This is a genomic window from Prevotella sp. HMSC073D09, from assembly GCF_001814145.1.
Classification (GTDB): domain Bacteria; phylum Bacteroidota; class Bacteroidia; order Bacteroidales; family Bacteroidaceae; genus Prevotella; species Prevotella conceptionensis.
Window position 1 is genome coordinate 1 of sequence record NZ_KV815150.1, and the last position, 17,910, is coordinate 17,910.

The following is a 17,910-nucleotide window of genomic DNA, read 5'->3' on the forward strand; positions in this document are numbered from 1 at the left end:
CATAAAGAAACGTTCTTTACTTTTTCCTCATTATGTGCCACTGACAGTCCGTTTTCAACTTGTAGCGAATGCACTGAATGGCCTCCGCCAGGTTGCTTTTAGTAACACAACAGCGTTTTGCCACAGACAAATGTGGCAAGATTACATTTTTTATTGTATCTTTGTCCAGTACTTCGTACATGAGAGGAGTGTTTGTCTTGGTTTTACTGCATAAGGATAATAAACTCCTCTCAATTTGTAGAGATTTTAAAAGTCTGGATGACTTCATTATAAGACAACAAACACGCTACTCAGCAAGCATGCCAAACATGGTGACACTTGTTGAGTAGCGAGTATCTAGATGTAGATTGGTGGTGAGCAACAGGGATTACCTGCCTAGCCAAGTTTCTGGGTTTAGTTTCGCTGTTTCCTTGCGCAGTTGGAATTGCAGGATGTTATCCGCACCCACGGTTCCGAGCGTTTGGCGTGTGGTTACGCGTTGGCCACGCGTTACACTGGCCGAACGGAGATTGGCGTACACTGAGATATAGGCACCGTGGCGTACCATTACTACCATCGAACCGCCGTAACCAAACACGGCACTCACCTCGCCATCGTATATGCTGCGTGCTTGACAGCCGTTGCCACCAAGGATGTTGATGCCCTTGTTGTCGAGTTTTACGTTTTTAAGACCTTCAACATTGTATTGCCCGAAGTGGCTAACGATGCGATAGCTGCCTGTAATGGGCATGGGCAAGCGCCCCTTGTTGGCTTCGAAACCGCCGCTCACCATTCGGTCTACCGTACTGAGCTTGCGTGTTTCCTCCACTTCCTTCTTACTGTCGGCAATGGCCTTCTCGCTTCTCGCCCTTTCGGCTTCGGCTTTGCGCTCGGCCGCCACGCGTGCAGCCTCGGCTTCGCGTGCCGCTTGTTGTGCTCGTGCCTGTTTCTCGGCCGACTCGCGCGCCGCTTGGTCGGCTCTTGCCTTACGTTCGGCAGCCTCTCTGGCCTCCTTTTCGGCACGTGCCCGTTTGTCTGCCGTTTCCCTTTCTGCTCTTGCCCGGCGTTCTTCAGCCTCGCGTGCAGCCCTTTCGGCCTCAACTCGGCGTGCCCTTTCGGCTTCTGCGGCCACCTTAGCCTCGGCTCTTAGTCGCTCTTCGCGTGCCTTGGCTTCGGCAATGCGGCGTTGGTTCTCGCGTGCCGCTGCTTCGGCAGCAGCTTTCTTTCTTGCCAACTCTTCGGCTTTACGTTTAGCAGCCTCGGCTGCTTCTGCTTTACGCTTGGCCTCGGCTATGGCTCTTTGCCTAGCCTTTTCCACTTCGATGGCAATGAGTCTGTCTATCTCGGCGTTTAAGGCGGCATCTTTCTTTTGTTGTTCGGCAATGACGGCCTGAATGGTCTTTTGTTGCTGTTGCAGTCCGTCTACGGCTTTCTGTTGTTCGTCTTGTTTGGTTTGCAGTGCGGCGTGTTCTTGGCGGCCCTTATATAATAAGGTGTTCTTTTGGCCTTTCACCTCTTCCAATTGGATGTGTTTCTCGGTTACTTGTTGCTGTTTGGCCTTAACCAATTCGCCTTGTGCCTTTTGATACGAGGCATATTCGCGCACGAAACGCATGCGGCGATATACTTGTGCCAAATTTTTGGCCGAGAAAACAAACATCATCTTGTCTTGCACCGAACGGTGGCGCGCCATGTAGCGCACCGAACGGATGTATTTTGCCTTGCGGTCGGCCAACTGTTGTTCAAGCGTAGCCAACTGCGAGTTAAGTATGCCGATGTTTCCTTCGATGTGCTTGATGTCTTTTTGAATGCCGTCGATGTTCTTTTGGCGTTCGCCAATCTCGCTGTTGATAACCATCAACTCTTGCAACCTCTTCTTTACGTCGGCCTGATTGGCTTTAAGTGCGGCCTCTTGTTGTTGAATTTTTTTCTTTATGGCCTCCCTTTGCCCCTGTAAGCCCTTGATAACTTTGTTGGTTTCAGCCTGCGTGTTCTTTTCGCGCGCGGCGTTTCCACGTTTGTTTGCCGCCTTTGCACCCTTCTTGGGTGCAGGCTTGACTGTTTTCTTAGCAGGTGCTTTCGTTATCTTGGCGTTCTTTTTGGCAGGTTGTGCGGCTTTGCCTTTGGCCTGCGTTCGCTTTTGTGTGGTGACCGTAGGGCGCGACTTCTTAGCGGAACGCTTTTTCTGCGCACCGAGTGGGAAAGCCACCATGAGGGCAAGGAGGATGGTTAGAACGTGTTTCATCTACATGTTGAGTATTTTGTTGAAGACATCTTGTGCCTTTACGCGCTTATACTTAGGCGACACCGTTGTTTGTGCCTCCCATTTATCGTCGGTCTTCACTTCGTTCATCTTGATGCTCACTTGCAAAGTTTGTCCGCCCTTCACGGCTGCAGAACTCATACTGAACACTTGCGATGCGGGGAACATCTTTACGCCGACTCCTTTGAAGTCGCCATACTTCCATGTAAGTCTCGAAGTTCCGCGTGTGGCGTCTTGATGGGTGATGTCCGTTTGTCGTAAGCGTCCGTTGTCGGCATCCGCTAGCCAGGCATAGTTGAAATTGCCCGTGGAATAGGTTACGGGGTTGCTGCTGCCGCCGCTGAAAGTAACGCTGAACTGGTTGAGGTCGCTTTCGGTGATGCGTGGGCGGTCGGGCAATAGCAGTTGGTTCCAGAACAAGGCCTGCAAGCTGTAAAAGTTAAGTCCGTTCTTTCGCAAAAAATCCATTTGGTTGTAGTCGGCCTTGATGTATTCTTTATGAATGCGGTCGATAACCAACACGTAGTCGGGTGTGAACTCTATACGTCCCACTTCGGTGCCAAGCAGTGGCACAAATGCTTGCAGACGTATCACTTCGTCTTTTCTCATGCGCAGTTGTCCTGGCACTGTTACGTCTTTTCCCGCGCCTTGTAGGTTGAGCGAAATACTTCCAACGATGTTTTTGGCATACACTTGGTTGTCGTTAACGCGGCGCATGAAGGCCAATTGGTTGTTGGCCAGCACTTCGCGGTCGCGTGCAGCCTTGTGCGTGGGTGTCGAGCTGTCGGACACCACAGCCGACTTTGTTTTGCAAGAGGTCCATATCAGTGGTGTAAGTACCACTACGAGAGCAAGACTTAGTATTCTTACTGCCGCTTTAAAACCTGTTATGTGTTGCAGCCCATTGTGGGTGCATGCCGTTGTTGTTTTTTTCTTCTTTATCATAACTGTATGTTTTTTGGTGGTAAATAGTGTATATGTACTCTCGAAGAGTGAAAAGACCTTTAAAGGGTGAAAGGGATTTTAAAGGTGAAAAGGTGAAGAGGTGAAAGGATGGCTGCGCCCTTTGTGCTTGTTAGCCTTGGCTTGCTAATTCGTCTAGCTGGGTTGGCGTTTCTAGTGTTTCTAGTTCTTCTAGTGTTTCTAGTTCTTCTAGTGTTTCTAGTGATTCTAATTCTTCTAGTGATTCTAGTAATACTCGTATTTCTATTTTTTCTAGTAATACTAGCTTACTAGTTGTTCTAGGATTTCTTGCCTGCCTTGTTGGATTAGCTTGCCAGACATGGCCTATAAAGGCCCATTGCTTAGCGCTTTAAACATCTTTGTTCCGTCACGTCTTGTTACTCTTCATCATCCGATTTAACTCCTTAATTCCCCTAAAATCCTTCTTACTTCACTCAGAAAGGTTTCTTAAGTTTTATTTTCCTGTTGATAACAGCCTTGTCGGCACCCAGTTCCAAGGCCTTTTTCCAATATTCAATGGCCTTGTTCGTGTCGCCATTCATGGCGTGAATGTCGCCGGCATGTTCCACCACCACCTTGCTTTTAAGGCTGTTAGAGTCGTTTTTGAGTGCCTGGTCGATGTAAACCTGCGCCTCCGAATACCTCTTTTTAAGGAAAAGCAGCCACGCATAGGTGTCGAGATAGGTGCCGTTGTTGGGTTCTTCCTTCACAGTTCGGTAGCTCATGGCCTCGGCTTTATCTAGCTCGATGCCCTTTTCACCTAGGTAATAGGCGTAGTTGTTAAGGCATCCCAAGTTGTTGGGCTTCCATTGCAGGCAGCTGTCGTACGAGGCGAAAGCCTCTTTTGCCAGCCCCTTTTGATAGAGAATTTCCCCCATTAGCTCGTAAAAGTCCGACACGATGTCCTTATTGCTGTTGGCGTTAATCTGCGTTACGCCCCTTCTGAAAGCGTCTAACGCCTCATCTTTCTTGTCTTTCTGAAAGCAGGCAATGCCTTCGAAGTAGTAAAAAGCCATCTCTTCGGGGTTGTAGGCCTGTGCCTGCTTGCTCAAAGCCAGTATTTCGTCCCATTTTTGTTTTCTCCAAAGATTCTCGATGAGCTGCAAACGTGCCCCAGCGTTATCGGGTGCGATGGCAACAACCCGTTTCAGGGCGTCAACCACCAAGCTGTCGGGCATCTTCTTCACCGACATGTAGGCCGCTTTCAGCTCGGCCATTCCCGCGTCGTTGGGGTTAGCCTCCGTTATTTTGTCGAAAAGGGCCAGCACCTTTGTGCTGTCGCCGCCTGCGCGTTCGTTTTCTTGCACCACCTGTCGCATGATAGACAGTTTCGTTTCGTCGTCCGTCTTCGCGCTGATGAGCATTTTGTCGCGCAGCTGTGTGGCTTTCGCCTCATCGTTTTTGGCGCGATAATAGTCGTAGAGCGATGCTTGTGCAAAGCTGTTGTCGGGGTCGTCGGCCAATACGTCGGTAAAAATCTTATGCGCGGCGGCCTCCTTTTGGTTCTGCATAAGCCAGTTTCCAAGCATCAGACGATAGTTCACGTCATTGGGATGGTCGTCGCTTAACTGTTTCAAAGCCTTGTATGCCGCGTTTTTGTTGTCCAGCATCTCGTAGGCGCGCACCTTCGAGAGGGTTGTCTCTTCGCTAACGCCGTTCACTTGTTCCAGTCGTTCGAGCGACCTTAGCACCCCTGCAAAGTCTTTCTTCTTGTTATAAAGCTGCATGAGGATGTTCAGCGCATCGTCGTTGTCGCGCTCCCCACTGTTTGTGGTGAGCCTTTCGTACGTCTCGATGGCCTTGTCGAAGTTGCCGCTGCTGATGTAAAATTGCCCTAGGCGTTCGGTAAAGGTGGCGTTGTCGGGGCGTAGCGATGCCGCCTTTTGCAGGCAGGCCAATGCCAACGAGTCGTTTTTTATCTGCACATAGTAAGGTGCCTGCATGAAATACACCTCCGCTGCGTTGGGGTTGATGCTCAGGCAGTGGTTCATCAGGGCAAGTGCCGAGGCGTAATTGCCTGTGTTTTCTTGTTTCACGGCTTCGAGAAAGAAGTAGTCGAAACGGCGTTGGTCGTTGTACGACAGGTTTTTAGCAGGCACAACTCTTGCGGGTTGCGCCTTTTTCTTAGCCCATAGCGTGGGTGTTGCCAGGGTGAGGGCCGTGGCGATAGTGGCTGTCGCAACGGCGATGTGTATCAGATTTCGTTTCATCAGTTGTGTTATTTCAGTCCAGTATGTCCGTATCCGCCTGCTCCTCTTTCGGTTTTGTCGAGCGTCTCGGTGAGTTCAAAGCTCACTTGTTCGTGCTTGGCAACAATCATTTGTGCAATCCGTTCGCCGTCTTTCACGATGAAAGATTCGTTAGAGAAGTTAATCAGTAGCACCATAATTTCGCCGCGATAGTCGGCATCCACTGTGCCAGGAGTGTTAAGCACGGTGATGCCGTGTTTCAGTGCAAGTCCGCTGCGTGGTCTTATCTGCGCCTCGTAGCCTTCGGGCAGGGCGATGTGCAATCCCGTTGGCACCAGTTGGCGTTGCATGGGCAGCAGGGTGATGTCTTCGTCGATGTTGGCTCGCAGGTCCATTCCTGCACTAAGAGCCGTGGCGTATGTGGGTAGCGGTTGGTGTCCGCGGTTAATAATCTTTACTTTCAGCATCTCTTCTCGTTTTATTGCGCGTGGCGCAGCATCTGCAAAAATACGCAATTATCTTGATATAAGGACAAAACGCTTATTTAAAAATACACAAAAACGGACATTTGGTGGTGAAATTGGCGAACAATAGGCGGAAAGGGGAGGGGGATGTCAATGATGCTGACGCCATCTGATAGATTAAAAAAGTGTAGTGTACTGAGATTAGTTGACAGCTATCGTTGTTAAATACTCCTTTGTTTGACTATAAATTATAAATATAAAATCGCAGGGTGATTTATTCACTTGCGAAAGTTAGTTAAGGAGAACGGCATAAGCGTGATGTTTTTTAGAACAGACCTTAGGCTAAAACCGAAACAAGGTGCGTTTGTTTCATTCAAAATTTCACAACTTCCGTTTTTCAAAACGTATAATAACATAAAATAACCTCTTATTGTTTGCCATGTCTGTAAAATTGTTTAACTTTGCAGCATAAGACTATGCAGAGGCAAATAGTTGCCTTGTAAAGGTCGTGACAGGTAAAGCACGTTCGTATTCAACATCGTGACAACGGGTTGGAAACTTCGCAACGCACAGCGGATGCCCATGAAAAACAGCGTCCGATAGAGATTAGAGATGGCAAATGCCCCTTTATTGAGAGTTACGGAATTGTACGTACGTATTATAAGAATGCAACTTATACATGTCATGGAAAACGAGAGAATTAATACCGTAGGGGGTTACGAAACACAAGTCTTGTGCAAATGCAAAACCATTGAGTACGGCAATGCCGTGGTGCGTTGGGCGTTTAAGCAGCTGGCATGTTGTTTATTGCTGGGGCTTATCGTATTGTTAAACATCTAACCTTCTGGGGCAATTACCATTTCATTAAATAACTCATAATAACATGAACACGTTTAGACTTTTATTTTTTATGCTGCTTGTGGCAATGCCAATTAGGGGATTTTCATACACCGACGACCAAATTGTGAATTTCGGTGATTGCTATTACAAAGTTGTTTCGGGAAAGAAACTAACCCTTTCTTATCTTGGCGTGAAATCCACCAAGACAGGACATTTGAACTTGCCACCCACCGTGACCGATAAGTACGGATACGTTCTTACTGTTATCGGGGCAGAGTATAATCCACAATACAGGAGTTATGACATCACCTCTGTACATTTGCCGGAAACCATGGAGTATATTTGGGGGTACGCATTCTCGGGTGCTGCACTCACTTCTATGAACATTCCCAAAAAGTTGGAAACGATAAGGTCTGGGGCGTGGAGTAGCATTTACTCGACTCCAAGATTCGATGTGCATCCTCAAAACCCCAAGTTTGAGAGCGATGCAAACGGTGTACTCTACTCTAGGGGTAGGAAAACACTTTATGCCGTTCCTTCTAATGTTACGTTGCAGGGAGGGAAGTACACTGTCGACGGGCAAGTAACGTATATCGATGCGGCTGCTTTCCAAAGCGTGCATGGCCTTACAAGGATTGCTTTGCCTAAAAATCTGGAAAGGGTGTACGAGGGTTACCCCACTATTGTACCCACCAACTCGTTTGCTGCCTTCGAAATCCCTGCTGGTGCACCACATTTCAAGGTTCTCGATGGCGTGCTTTTCAGAGATAACACGCTTGTATTGTATCCAAGAGGAAGAAATGCCACCAACTATACCGTACCCAATGGCATTAAAGCCATTACTAATTACGCCATATCAAGTAATTCCAAACTGGAAAGCATCAACCTTAACGGCGTAACGAAGTTGGTTAAATCGTCCATCTACAATGCAAGTAAACTTACCTCCATAACATTGCCCCAAAACTTGAAACCCCATGATGACGTAACGGGTGATGGTATGTCGGAAGGTTGTTTTGAGGCATGCTCGAATTTGACGGAATATAAGGTCCATCCCCAAAACAAAGACTTTGTTGCCGTGGGGGGTGTGCTGTTCTCTAAGAACATGAAAACGCTTTATTTCTACCCTGGCAGCAAAATGGGTGCAACCTATACGATACCTCAGAGTGTAGAGGTGATCGCGGGTCACGCCTTTCAAAGTGCCAAGTATATAACCTCGATGCACATTCCTGCAAAAGTGGCGCGCATCAACGCAGAAGCTTTTCGCGATGTACAAAACCTCAAGACGATAACTTTCGACGCAAATTCGCAATTACAAGAGATTGAATATTATGCATTCAGGTGGTGCAGCAGCCTAAAGGAGGTGACGTTGCCCAAATCGCTGCCCAAGCTGAACGAGATTTTCTACATGTGCATCAACCTAGAAACAATCAATGTCCCGGCAGGTTCAAAACTGAAAAACATCAGGCATGGGGCTTTTTCCACGAACTCCAAACTGAAAGCATTCAATTTCTTAGGCGACTGCGAGTTGGAGAGGCTTGAAAAGAATGTGTTTGCTGGTCTGCGCCTTCTCGAGTCGTTTAACATCCCTAAGTCTGTGCGCTTTATCGAGTCTAACGCTTTCATCGGATGTGCTAGTATGAAGACGGTAACATTCCATCCCGATGCCGAAATAGATGTAATAGGTGCAGGAGCCTTTGCCGATTGTGGCATTACTAGCATCAACATCCCCAAGAAAGTAACGAAGATTGAGCGCGAGGCCTTCTTGAAATGCCAAGCTCTTACCAAAATAGACGTGACAAAAACAACAACTAGCATTAGCCCCGAGGCATTTAAGTACTGTTCAAACCTCACAGAAATAAACGTAGACAGAGACAATAACGAGTATTCTAGCGTAGACGGCTGCCTGCTCTCTAAGAATAAGGCGAAACTAATGATTTTCCCACCGGGCAAAGCCAACGATAAGTTCACGTTGTTGCCTCCGTCGATAACCATTGTCGGCGACTATGCCTTCTACGATTGTAAGAAACTGGTGAATGTAACTATCCCCAATAAGGTAGACTCTATCGGCATTCGGGCATTCGGACTTTGCGATAACTTGAACACCATCACGTTCCTTTGCGACCAGATGATTACCCCCAACAGGATTAATCAAGCCCAGAATGAAACCTCGTTCGATGAAGACAAGGGGCCAATAAAGAACATGGGAAAGATACGCATCAACGTGCGCAAAGACAAACTTGCCGCATATCAAGCTGATCCATTTTACGGTAAGTTCGCCTCCATAAGCCCCTCGTTCAACGAAAAGACCGAAGAATACATCGCTGTGTCCGACAAAGCGGTCGATTTGCTCAGCACTTCGTGTGCCGACCACACCTTTATCTTGCCCAAATCTATCGAGTATCAAGGCAACACCTACGAAGTGAGTCTTATCGGCGACTACGCTTTCGAGAACGCTCCCAGCAGCGTACAGGAAGTGGTGGTTAAGAAGAACGTGAAGTATATCGGGGCAAGGGCTTTTGTGGCTAAAAACCATAATATAAAGAGCGTATTCTTTATCGAGAGCGAACCAACTAAGGACATGCTCAGCACCACTCGTTTCAAGCTAGACGAAACGGAAACGAACTTTAACGAATTTGCGCCTTACACCAAGATATATGTTAAGAAGTCGGCATGCCAAGAGTATAAGGATAAGTGGACGAAGACTGTTTACGACCAATTTGCAAAGAAGGATAAGCCAAGCCCCTACAACTTCACCTCACAAATAGACTATCGAATCACCGACTTGCAGATAAGTACGAAGTACGCCACTTTCGCACGCGAGTTCGATGTTGACTTTAAGGATTGTGTGGCTGAAAACGGCGTTCGTGTAGCTGCATTCGTGGCTGGTTCTAAGATAGAGGCAGGAGCTGGCGACTATGGCACTGCAACCGCTCACATTAAGATGACTAGTATTGATAAGCACGGCGGCGTTAGCGACTCGTACGCATATGTGCCAGCCGAGACAGGTGTGCTACTGAAAATAATAGACAATAAGGTTGCCTCCAATAACAAATTCTATTACACCATTGGCGAGAAAGACAATGTCCCGTATAACATATCTAACAATGTCATGCATGGCGTGTTTGGTAAACCTGCCACCGTGCAAGCTTCGACAGCAGCACCAATCTATGTGATGCAGGGCGGAACGTTCAAGAAATGCACTACGCCTTTGAACAACTTCCCCGTACATAAGGCATACCTTAAACTGAAAAAGCCTGCGGGCGCCAAGTTGATACTGCATTTCGATGACGATGATACCACCACCGCTATCGAAGAGGTGACAACTGATGAGGGCAACATAGGCAACGACATATTCTATAATCTGAACGGACAGCGAGTGAGCAACCCACAAAAGGGTATCTACATCCGCCAAGGCAAGAAAGTAATTGTTAAATAAAATATGGTGCAATGAAAAAGGAAACATACAGAAGGCCATTGGCCATGGTATTGCTGGTGGCAACAGAACAACTGATGATCGTAGCCAGCCCTGGCGTTGGCGGGGGCTACAACCCACACAATCCCATAGATGGCAAGGCCTCCGACTTCTTTGAAGAAGAGGAGGACGAGAACTTTGAATCCGAAGGCTGCAATGCCTTTGCCGAGTTTTAAACTGCTAACGCAGCATCGCGGCAAACCTCCCTAAATGGGCGTTTATATAGTAATTGAGCATTAATGAAAACCTGAATAGGGGAGCAACGATTGCTCCCCTATTCTCTTCTGTGGCCAAATTTGCGAGGGTGCGTTCAATGCCTAGCTGAAATTGTTCAGCAAGCTGTTGTGTATGTCTCAAACCACCCTCACCTAAACGTTTTAACCCCAAACGGTCTTAAATCGAAAGCCACAGAAGAGTGATGCTTTGAAATATACGTGTTCCGTAACGTACAACAGGTAGGGTATTCCTCTCAACAACTATATCGGGATAAAGAATTTTTCACAAGAATGCGCAAAGCTTGTAGGCAGTTGATAATAAACGTGGTACGAGCGGTTCCGTAGACAAATCTTTTTCTTTATTCTTCTCGCGCAAGTAATGCCTCGATTATACACATTCCAAGTCGAAGTGCAAAAACAACGGTTGTTTTTTCAACCCCAATCGGGCATTAGAGCCTGTGCAGATTTTGTTTGATTGTTGAGCATATTGCCTGTCTTATTCTTGAAGGCATAGCAGGCTACGTCGAGAGAATGAGACAGAAAGGCTTTCGACAAACAAATGAAATCAGCATAGGAAACGATGGAAACAACCTAAAATAATTGATAAGCGGTTTAACGAACCGATTGGGGGTTAAGGCACAACAATAGGCAAAAGTCGCATTTTCTTGCCCGTTTTTTTGCTCGGCTAAAATAAAATGCGTACCTTTGCACCCGTTTTAAAAGTAGAGAGAAGTGTAGACTGGCTAAAAAATCAGTTTTCTTATGTCTTTATAAGTCGGCGCATGGTCGCATTTGGTCGTATGTTTTATCTGTCCATTTTGCGATATTTGTCGATAATAATAACAATATTCAGGTACAAAGCTAATCAAAGAATGAAAAAGAATCAATTGGAAAGGAGTTTGTACACCAAACCCCAAGTAGAGGTTGTAGGTGTTGAAGCAGTAACGTTGCTCGACGCATCAGTGCCCGGACAGCATAATAAAGCTGTAAAGGGAGGAGAAATTGAGGAAGATGAGGATGAGAACTCAAAGTACTTTTAAGGAAAACCAAGAGCCTTACAAAGTCTGTTTTATGTTTTAAAGTAATCGAGAAAACAAAAAAATCAAGTAAATAATGCAATTAACGAAGACAAATATAAGGAGTTTTGCCTTTGCGGCAGCTCTTGTTGCTTTGGTGACGGGATGTCAGTCGAACATTGACGAACTTACCCAAACCAAGACCCCAGACACTGGGAGTACAGAAACTACAGGCCTAACGGCATTTACATCAAATGGCAGTACAAGGCAGGTTAGTGCAACTACGCGTACCTCGATGAGCTATCCCGATGGTGCTTTCTATTGGGAAAACGCCGATAAGATTTACGTGTTGGACGACAAAAGCACTTATCAGTGCAGTAGAAACAGTGTGAGTGCCGACAAGCAGGCCGGTTTCAAGTTCATGGTGCCAGGTGCTTTTGCCAACAGCAACACCTATATGGTGTTTTATCCTGGTGTAAACGGCACCAACAACAATGTTACCATTGCCGAAAACCAAACCCAGAACGAGCCTAACAGCACTAAGCATTTTGGCGAAGCGGGCGATTGCGGCATGGCCATAGCCACAAAAAACGGTGGTCAGTTCGAGTTCAAACTAGATCACAAGGCGGCTTATCTCTGTTTCTTGCCTAAAACCAAGCATGCTTTTGTGAGCACATACATCGAGAAAATTGAGGTTACTTCAGACAATTTCATTGCCGGAAACTTTACGCTCGACCCCACAACGAAAAAACTAACGGGCCAAGGCACCAAGCAAACCATTACCCTAAACTTGGGTGGCACTGCTAATCCCAAAGGTTTCAAGTTGGAAAGCCCCAATGCACAACTCAACCAGAACGGAGCGTTCATGGTTATAAAACCAGGCGCACACAAACTCACCATCAAATATTACCTCAAAGATGCTGTAACAAAAGTTGGAGGTGTGGTGACTAAGGTTGTCAAATCGAAGAACTATGAAGAGAATAAGTTCTACGATATCTCGCAAGACATTAATGTAAGAGACTATAGCTCACAGTTATATTATATGTGGGATGCGAAGAAAGACTATTGGTCTGGAGTAGCCAACCAACCAAAGGATAATAGTGCCCCTGCTGGCACGGGTTACGCAACTTCAAAGGCGGATGGACGTTGGTACAATGAGATCCAAGGAGGAGGCCCTGCTCCTTTGAATGCAAGCAACAAAGCCAAAGACTGTCCCAATGCCAACGAATGTAAATGGTATGTGATGAAGGGCGATCCACATTGGGATAACAGTACGCTGTGGACTATTTGGGGACACCTTCGTTCTGGTGGTATCTGGTTGAAGAAACAAAACGTTATCGCTGCAGAAAACAATATAACGCCTGTCTCAAAGCTTAAGGAGGGATATGTTCTTCCTAGCGGTAAAACATTCGACTATACGAAAAACTACACCGATGGAGGAGACGCCAACAAGACGGTTGCTAAGGGTAGGCCAAGTGTTATAACCAATTATTTCTTTCTACCTGCCACAGGTTGCTATATTGAAGGCAAATTAGAACAACTTGGTGCTCGTGGGTATTATTGGACAAGTTCAGGAGGTATAGCCACACCTAAGCTGGCTTTCTATCTTCATTTTAATGCAAACGAGGTTAGATTGGCAAACCTCAACAAACGCAACACTGGTCAAAACTTATGGAAGGCCGAGTAAGCCACATCATTAATAAGCAATCATAGCCCGACCGTAAGTCGGCATCACGATAGCGGGGAGCAAACAGCCAAGTGGCGTTTGCTCCCCGTTTTGCTTTTGTTGGCCTTAGTATGACAATAAAGAACGCACACATCATATATATGTTGAAATCGTCTTGACTTTTAATATTTCGAGACCTCTGCAAAACTCCTCCACAAGGAAGTTTTAGAAGAGGCAACTTGTTGATATTCAATGATACCCCTTTTGAACGTATAGGGTTTTGCAGAGATTTCATTTCTATAAATTGAGCGGAGTTTGTCATCTTTGTGACACACTAACACGAGATAAATACTTCTCTCATATACGAAGTGCAGGACAAATCAACTCTCTGACTTTTAAACTTACGATAACCTAACCTATAAATAGTAGGTGTGAGTGTGCCAAAAATGGGGAAAACGTTTCGTAAAGAGTAACTTTTTGTTAACTTTGCAAGGCGGATGTAGCCAACATCTCTACGTTCAACATTAATGCAATGATACAGGAACTAACAATAAAAAACTTCTTGTCGTTTAAAGATTCTACCACATTTAGTTTTGAAGCAACAGACGACAAGACCCTCGAAGACTATCAAGTGGTGCAGATCGGTAATACACGACTGTTGCGTTTCGCCTTGGTTTATGGGGCGAACGCCAGTGGAAAGTCGAACTTGTTGGCCGCTTTTGAGTTTTTGTGGGCATTTTGGTTTAGTAGGAAACGCGCAAAAGACGAAGCTATCGGTGTACAGCCTTTTAAGCTCGACCAGGCAACCCCTAACGAACCTTCCTCCTTCGAGCTAGTTTTCTTCGTAGGAGATATGAAGTATAAGTACGAAGTTGTGTTGGACAATAAGTGGGTTTACTGTGAACGCCTGTCGTATTACAAAACCACACAACCCGCATTGCTGCTTAACCGTACCTTAGACAATGGTGTTTCGGTTATCAAATTGCATGCAGACCTTAAAGTCTCAAAGGCTGCATTAGAAGAATTGTCATTGAGATGTTTGCCCAACATGTCGTTTTTTGCTGCGAAAGAAATGGTGAATGTGGCGATACCTTTCGTTGACAACGCCTTTGAGTGGGCTGAAACAATTGTTCAAGATGTTGTTATCTGGCCTAAAGATGACATCTTTACACGCGCGGCACTTAATGTCCCTAATGACAAAGATCTAAAAGACTTTCTCTTAGAGTTTATGAGACGTTCTGACTTCAACATTTCAGATATAAAGGCCGAACGTAAAGCCATTCCTTTACCAGCTGACAAAATAAACGGGCTTATGCAAGACGGCAGACTTACGGACGAAGAGAAACAAATGGTTTTAAGCCAGGGGATCATGAGTCGGGTTTATATTGATTTCGAACATCAAGTAGTAAACGCACATGGTAAAGAGAAATATTCTTTACCTACAAGGGCTTTAAGTGACGGGACAAAAAGGGGCTTTGGAATTGAGACAGCCATCTACCAAACATTAGGCGAATGGGGCTTTCTTGCGATAGACGAGATAGAATCGTCGCTGCATCCTGAGCTTGTAGAGTTTATCCTCACCCGATTCTTGCAGGCGGAAGGGCGTAGTCAGCTGCTAATCACTACACACTACGACCCTCTTTTAGATGAAGTGGATGACATGTTTAGAAAGGACATGGTTTGGTTTACAGAGAAAGGGGAGGATGGGGCTACCAGACTTTACTCGCTTACTGACTTTAAGGGGCTGAACAAAATTAGTTCTTTCCGCAAGTTTTACCGCAATGGTCGCTTTGGGGCATTGCCTAACATTGGATAAGTATGGCAAGGAAACAAGCGCAAAAGCAATTAAAAGACCCTACGCCCATTATTGTGGGCGCGGGGATTACTGAGCAATGGTATTTTAAACATCTGCAAACGTTGCGAAAGTATAGGGTAAAAATAAGGCCACGTTACTTCGGACGGGAAAATGCGTTTGAACTTGACAAGCGTGTAGACATCATATTAAAAGACGAGGGCTTTGCCATTGTTGTGTTTGATGCCGACGTTTCGCTACGCAACGACAAGGAACGCCAAATGGTGGAGCGCATGAAGAACAAGTATGCCAACAACAAAGGCGTGCTGTTCTGCGACAGCTTACCTTCCATTGAGTATTGGTTTTTACTGCATTATAAGGAGGCGGGTAGGCTCTTTAAAACGAGTAACGAGGTTGTTGAAGAAATAAAGGAATACAATTCGCAATTCGACAAGAGCGAAAAGTTCTTAAAGAATGATAGCTGGGTAAGACAATTATGTGAAGGAGAACGTTTGAAGCAAGCCATAGAAAGGTGTAAACAACAAGAAGATAAGGTTAATAGGGGTGAGAGCGTGTCGTATTCAAAGGTGTATAAAGCAATAGAGCTGTTGGAGAAAAACCGCTAAACGGAAATTTTGTACACATACACATTCGAATGAAGTGGGGGCTGATGCCGTGCCGCTGTACCGCAAGTGGGGGCGCAACGGGGGGTGGCAGTGCCCTTTTTCGTAAGTGGGGCTGGGGCCAAAGGGTTGTTTGCTTCGTGTGAAACAGGGTGTTGCATGCGCCATTAGCCGATATAACGTTGTAGGTTTTGTGTTTTATCGGATGTCAATCTGATTTATCCAGACTTGGCTTCTGTCTTGTGTTGCATCAAAGTTCTTCAACATCAAGCTCGCATCATATCCAATCCGCTTATCGAAACGCAGCTTTCCGTTTACGTATATGCGCACTTTCTTGTTCGTATCTACCATTTCAGGAGAAATGTTTACCGTGAAAGATTTGATACAAGACGTTTCTATATGGAAGACATTATTTGCATACTTGGCCAATATCTTGCCCGACTTACGTGGAAAATCGAAAGCCATCTTGTCGACGGTTTTGGTTATAAGACTGTCTTTTTCGTTATATTCTAGCCATTGGCTGATTTTGAAGTTCTTTTCTTTATGCCATGCCTTCCTGCTTGCCAATGTGTCTAGCTTTATGTTTGTAAGCCAATCAATGTTTCCATATCGGTTATCGTCAAACTCCCATGATATTTCTTTGGGGAAGGGGTTTCTTTGTCGCTGAAGAAGGTCGGCAAACAAAATCTTGTATGCCGGTTCAGACTCGTCGAACTCTGGAAACCAATGTGGAAAACCATTGTAACGATATTCCTTATAGTCGGCATTGATGCTGTTCATCAATTTGGTAAAGTCGTCATTGGCATTTGGCGGATAATAGTAATCCTTATCTGTTGAGAAGTTGATGAACGAACGGTTTTTGATGTTCTCGACAAAGGTTCCGCCCGTGAATACCTTTGGTTGCGTGTTGAAACCATAGAAACCCGCAAAAGGCGTTGGCTGTTTCATCAGATACGAGAAAGAGCCTGTGGCCCCATTTGAGTGTCCTGTAATAAACACCTTGTTGTCGTCTACGTTGATAGCCTTTTTAACAAGCGTAAGTATCTTAGGCACCATAAAGAACCCTTTATCGGAGGTCATCCAGTTGAATTCTTTGCTACCTTGTGGAAAGACAAGTATCACATCGTTCAGCTCGGCATACTTGGTGTAGTATCTGTTCCAGTCGTACAGCACCCACGCGGCCGGCAGATAGTCGGTTAGGAGGTTGTTCCTTACTGCCCCATGTAGGAAGAACAGCAGGGGATAACGCTTGGCAGGGTTGTAGTTCGGGGGCAGATGAACGAGGAATGCCGTTCGTGCCGTGTCGTTTATCACCAGCGTAAGGGAATAGTTTTGGTGCTGCTTGGGCAGGTATCCAGCCTTTTTCTTCATCTCGCTGTACAGTGCCTTGCCGTCTTTCGTTTTGTTCAATGGCACTTTGTCCACAGCGTAAAACTCTTTTTCCTGGGCTTTCAGGTCGTCGTAAAAAGTTTGTTTGGCTTTCAAGGCTTTGCTTTTCAAGTCACTCCATCTAGGGTCAGAAAGCAAGTTGGCATACTCGTCTTGGGCATACTCGCCAATTATAAGTCTCCAATTGGTAGACAGTGGAAGTTTTGAAGACAATTGAAATAGGCGGTTTAGATAATTAAATGCCTTGTCTTTCTCGTTCAGGTAGCCGGCAAGTACAGACGCCTTGTATAGCCCCATGTCTTCGATGCTGTCGGGGAAAAGCGAAAAGGCGTGCTCGTACATGGCCAGCGACTTCTTGTAAGTTGCGCTGTCTGCCGACTGCCACATGGTTTCCAAAGCCGCTCGCGTTAGGCTAGAATAGGTTTCTTGCCCATGTAGCGGAATGCAGATAAACGCATATAGCAGAAAAAGATGCTTTACTATTTGTTGTTTCATGTTGAGTTGTAGCTCTTTTGTTTGGCTCTTGGCGTTGCAGATGTTCGTTCGAGAGAGCCTTTTAGGTCAATAACGCCATGAGAACTGTTTTATTGCAGAAGTTGTTTCGACTTTTGATGTTTCTATAAATTGATGGGTGCTGATTGTCTTTATGCCGTAAAACCAATACGGGCATCCCTCTGATGTACGAAACGCCTGTCTAAGATACGATAAAATCCAAAAATCCTGCTGAATTTGTCTGCGGTTAAAACGTGGGTATGTATCAAAAAGGCAACCTCTGGCGGGTGTACCGTCAATACATTTTTACGAGTTATCGTGAAACAGAATTGCATTTGGAAAATTGTTGTTTGCAGCGTGCAAGACGTGCGTTGCAGGGAATGAACAATCCCTTACGCGGAAGAAAAGGCGTGCTTTTGTTTGCTGATGATGCGGCTGTGGCTTTTCAAATTCCATTCTGTTTGACTATAAAAGCATCTTTACAGTGGCACATCATGAGGAAAAGGCAAAGAGGAGTTCTTTTATGTTCCTTATGTTCTTATGTCAA

Annotated in this window: 12 protein-coding genes and 1 pseudogene; 7 read left to right on the top strand and 6 right to left on the bottom strand. The window is 45.8% G+C overall.

The features are described 5' to 3' along the window. Nucleotides 1-37: 37 nt before the first annotated feature. From HMPREF2955_RS17000 to dut, 5 genes and pseudogenes are all read right to left on the bottom strand, one after another. Nucleotides 38-181 (bottom strand): annotated as a pseudogene (locus tag HMPREF2955_RS17000) (IS5/IS1182 family transposase); the annotation flags it as partial. A gap of 186 nt (nt 182-367) precedes the next feature. After that, a complete protein-coding gene (locus HMPREF2955_RS14500) occupies nt 368-2,224 on the bottom strand; it encodes a peptidoglycan DD-metalloendopeptidase family protein (protein WP_070724099.1) in 1,857 nt (618 codons plus the stop codon). Then, nucleotides 2,225-2,959 (bottom strand): lipoprotein insertase outer membrane protein LolB1, encoded by a 735-nt coding sequence (locus HMPREF2955_RS14505; protein WP_246830183.1) that lies wholly within the window; start codon nt 2,957-2,959, stop codon nt 2,225-2,227. 680 nt (nt 2,960-3,639) lie between these two features. Next, on the bottom strand, nt 3,640-5,415 hold the full coding sequence (locus HMPREF2955_RS14515; RefSeq protein WP_070724101.1) for a tetratricopeptide repeat protein: 1,776 nt from the start codon (nt 5,413-5,415) through the stop codon (nt 3,640-3,642). 8 nt (nt 5,416-5,423) lie between these two features. Beyond that, nucleotides 5,424-5,861 (bottom strand): dUTP diphosphatase, encoded by a 438-nt coding sequence (dut, locus tag HMPREF2955_RS14520; protein WP_210401335.1) that lies wholly within the window; start codon nt 5,859-5,861, stop codon nt 5,424-5,426. A gap of 880 nt (nt 5,862-6,741) precedes the next feature. Here dut and HMPREF2955_RS14525 point away from each other — a divergent pair. The 6 genes from HMPREF2955_RS14525 (at nt 6,742) to HMPREF2955_RS14550 (ending at nt 15,485) form a co-directional block, all read left to right on the top strand. Then, nucleotides 6,742-10,134 carry a leucine-rich repeat domain-containing protein gene (locus HMPREF2955_RS14525; RefSeq protein ID WP_246830178.1) on the top strand — a complete coding sequence of 1,131 codons (3,393 nt, stop codon included), beginning with the start codon at nt 6,742-6,744 and terminating at the stop codon, nt 10,132-10,134. 11 nt (nt 10,135-10,145) lie between these two features. Next, a complete protein-coding gene (locus HMPREF2955_RS14530) occupies nt 10,146-10,346 on the top strand; it encodes a hypothetical protein (RefSeq protein WP_009231690.1) in 201 nt (66 codons plus the stop codon). A 911-nt stretch (nt 10,347-11,257) separates the two neighbouring features. Further along, on the top strand, nt 11,258-11,425 hold the full coding sequence (locus HMPREF2955_RS16395; RefSeq protein ID WP_168166913.1) for a hypothetical protein: 168 nt from the start codon (nt 11,258-11,260) through the stop codon (nt 11,423-11,425). Between the two features lie 73 nt (nt 11,426-11,498). Continuing rightward, on the top strand, nt 11,499-13,088 hold the full coding sequence (locus HMPREF2955_RS14540) for a hypothetical protein (RefSeq protein WP_070724103.1): 1,590 nt from the start codon (nt 11,499-11,501) through the stop codon (nt 13,086-13,088). A gap of 541 nt (nt 13,089-13,629) precedes the next feature. Then, nucleotides 13,630-14,883, top strand: a complete 1,254-nt coding sequence (locus HMPREF2955_RS14545; protein ID WP_246830179.1) for an AAA family ATPase — start codon at nt 13,630-13,632, stop codon at nt 14,881-14,883. A 2-nt stretch (nt 14,884-14,885) separates the two neighbouring features. Further along, the gene (locus tag HMPREF2955_RS14550) at nt 14,886-15,485 is read left to right on the top strand and encodes an RloB family protein (RefSeq protein WP_019187494.1); all 600 of its coding nucleotides are present in this window, start codon (nt 14,886-14,888) and stop codon (nt 15,483-15,485) included. Between the two features lie 195 nt (nt 15,486-15,680). On the opposite strand, the gene HMPREF2955_RS14555 is transcribed toward HMPREF2955_RS14550, so the two are convergent. Beyond that, complete coding sequence (locus HMPREF2955_RS14555; protein WP_070724105.1) at nt 15,681-17,366, bottom strand: alpha/beta hydrolase-fold protein; 1,686 nt, start codon at nt 17,364-17,366, stop codon at nt 15,681-15,683. Between the two features lie 257 nt (nt 17,367-17,623). Between HMPREF2955_RS14555 and HMPREF2955_RS16700 the strand changes: the two genes are divergently transcribed. Then, nucleotides 17,624-17,910, top strand: a 287-nt coding sequence (locus tag HMPREF2955_RS16700) for a hypothetical protein (protein WP_210401336.1), incomplete at its 3' end; no start/stop codon positions are given.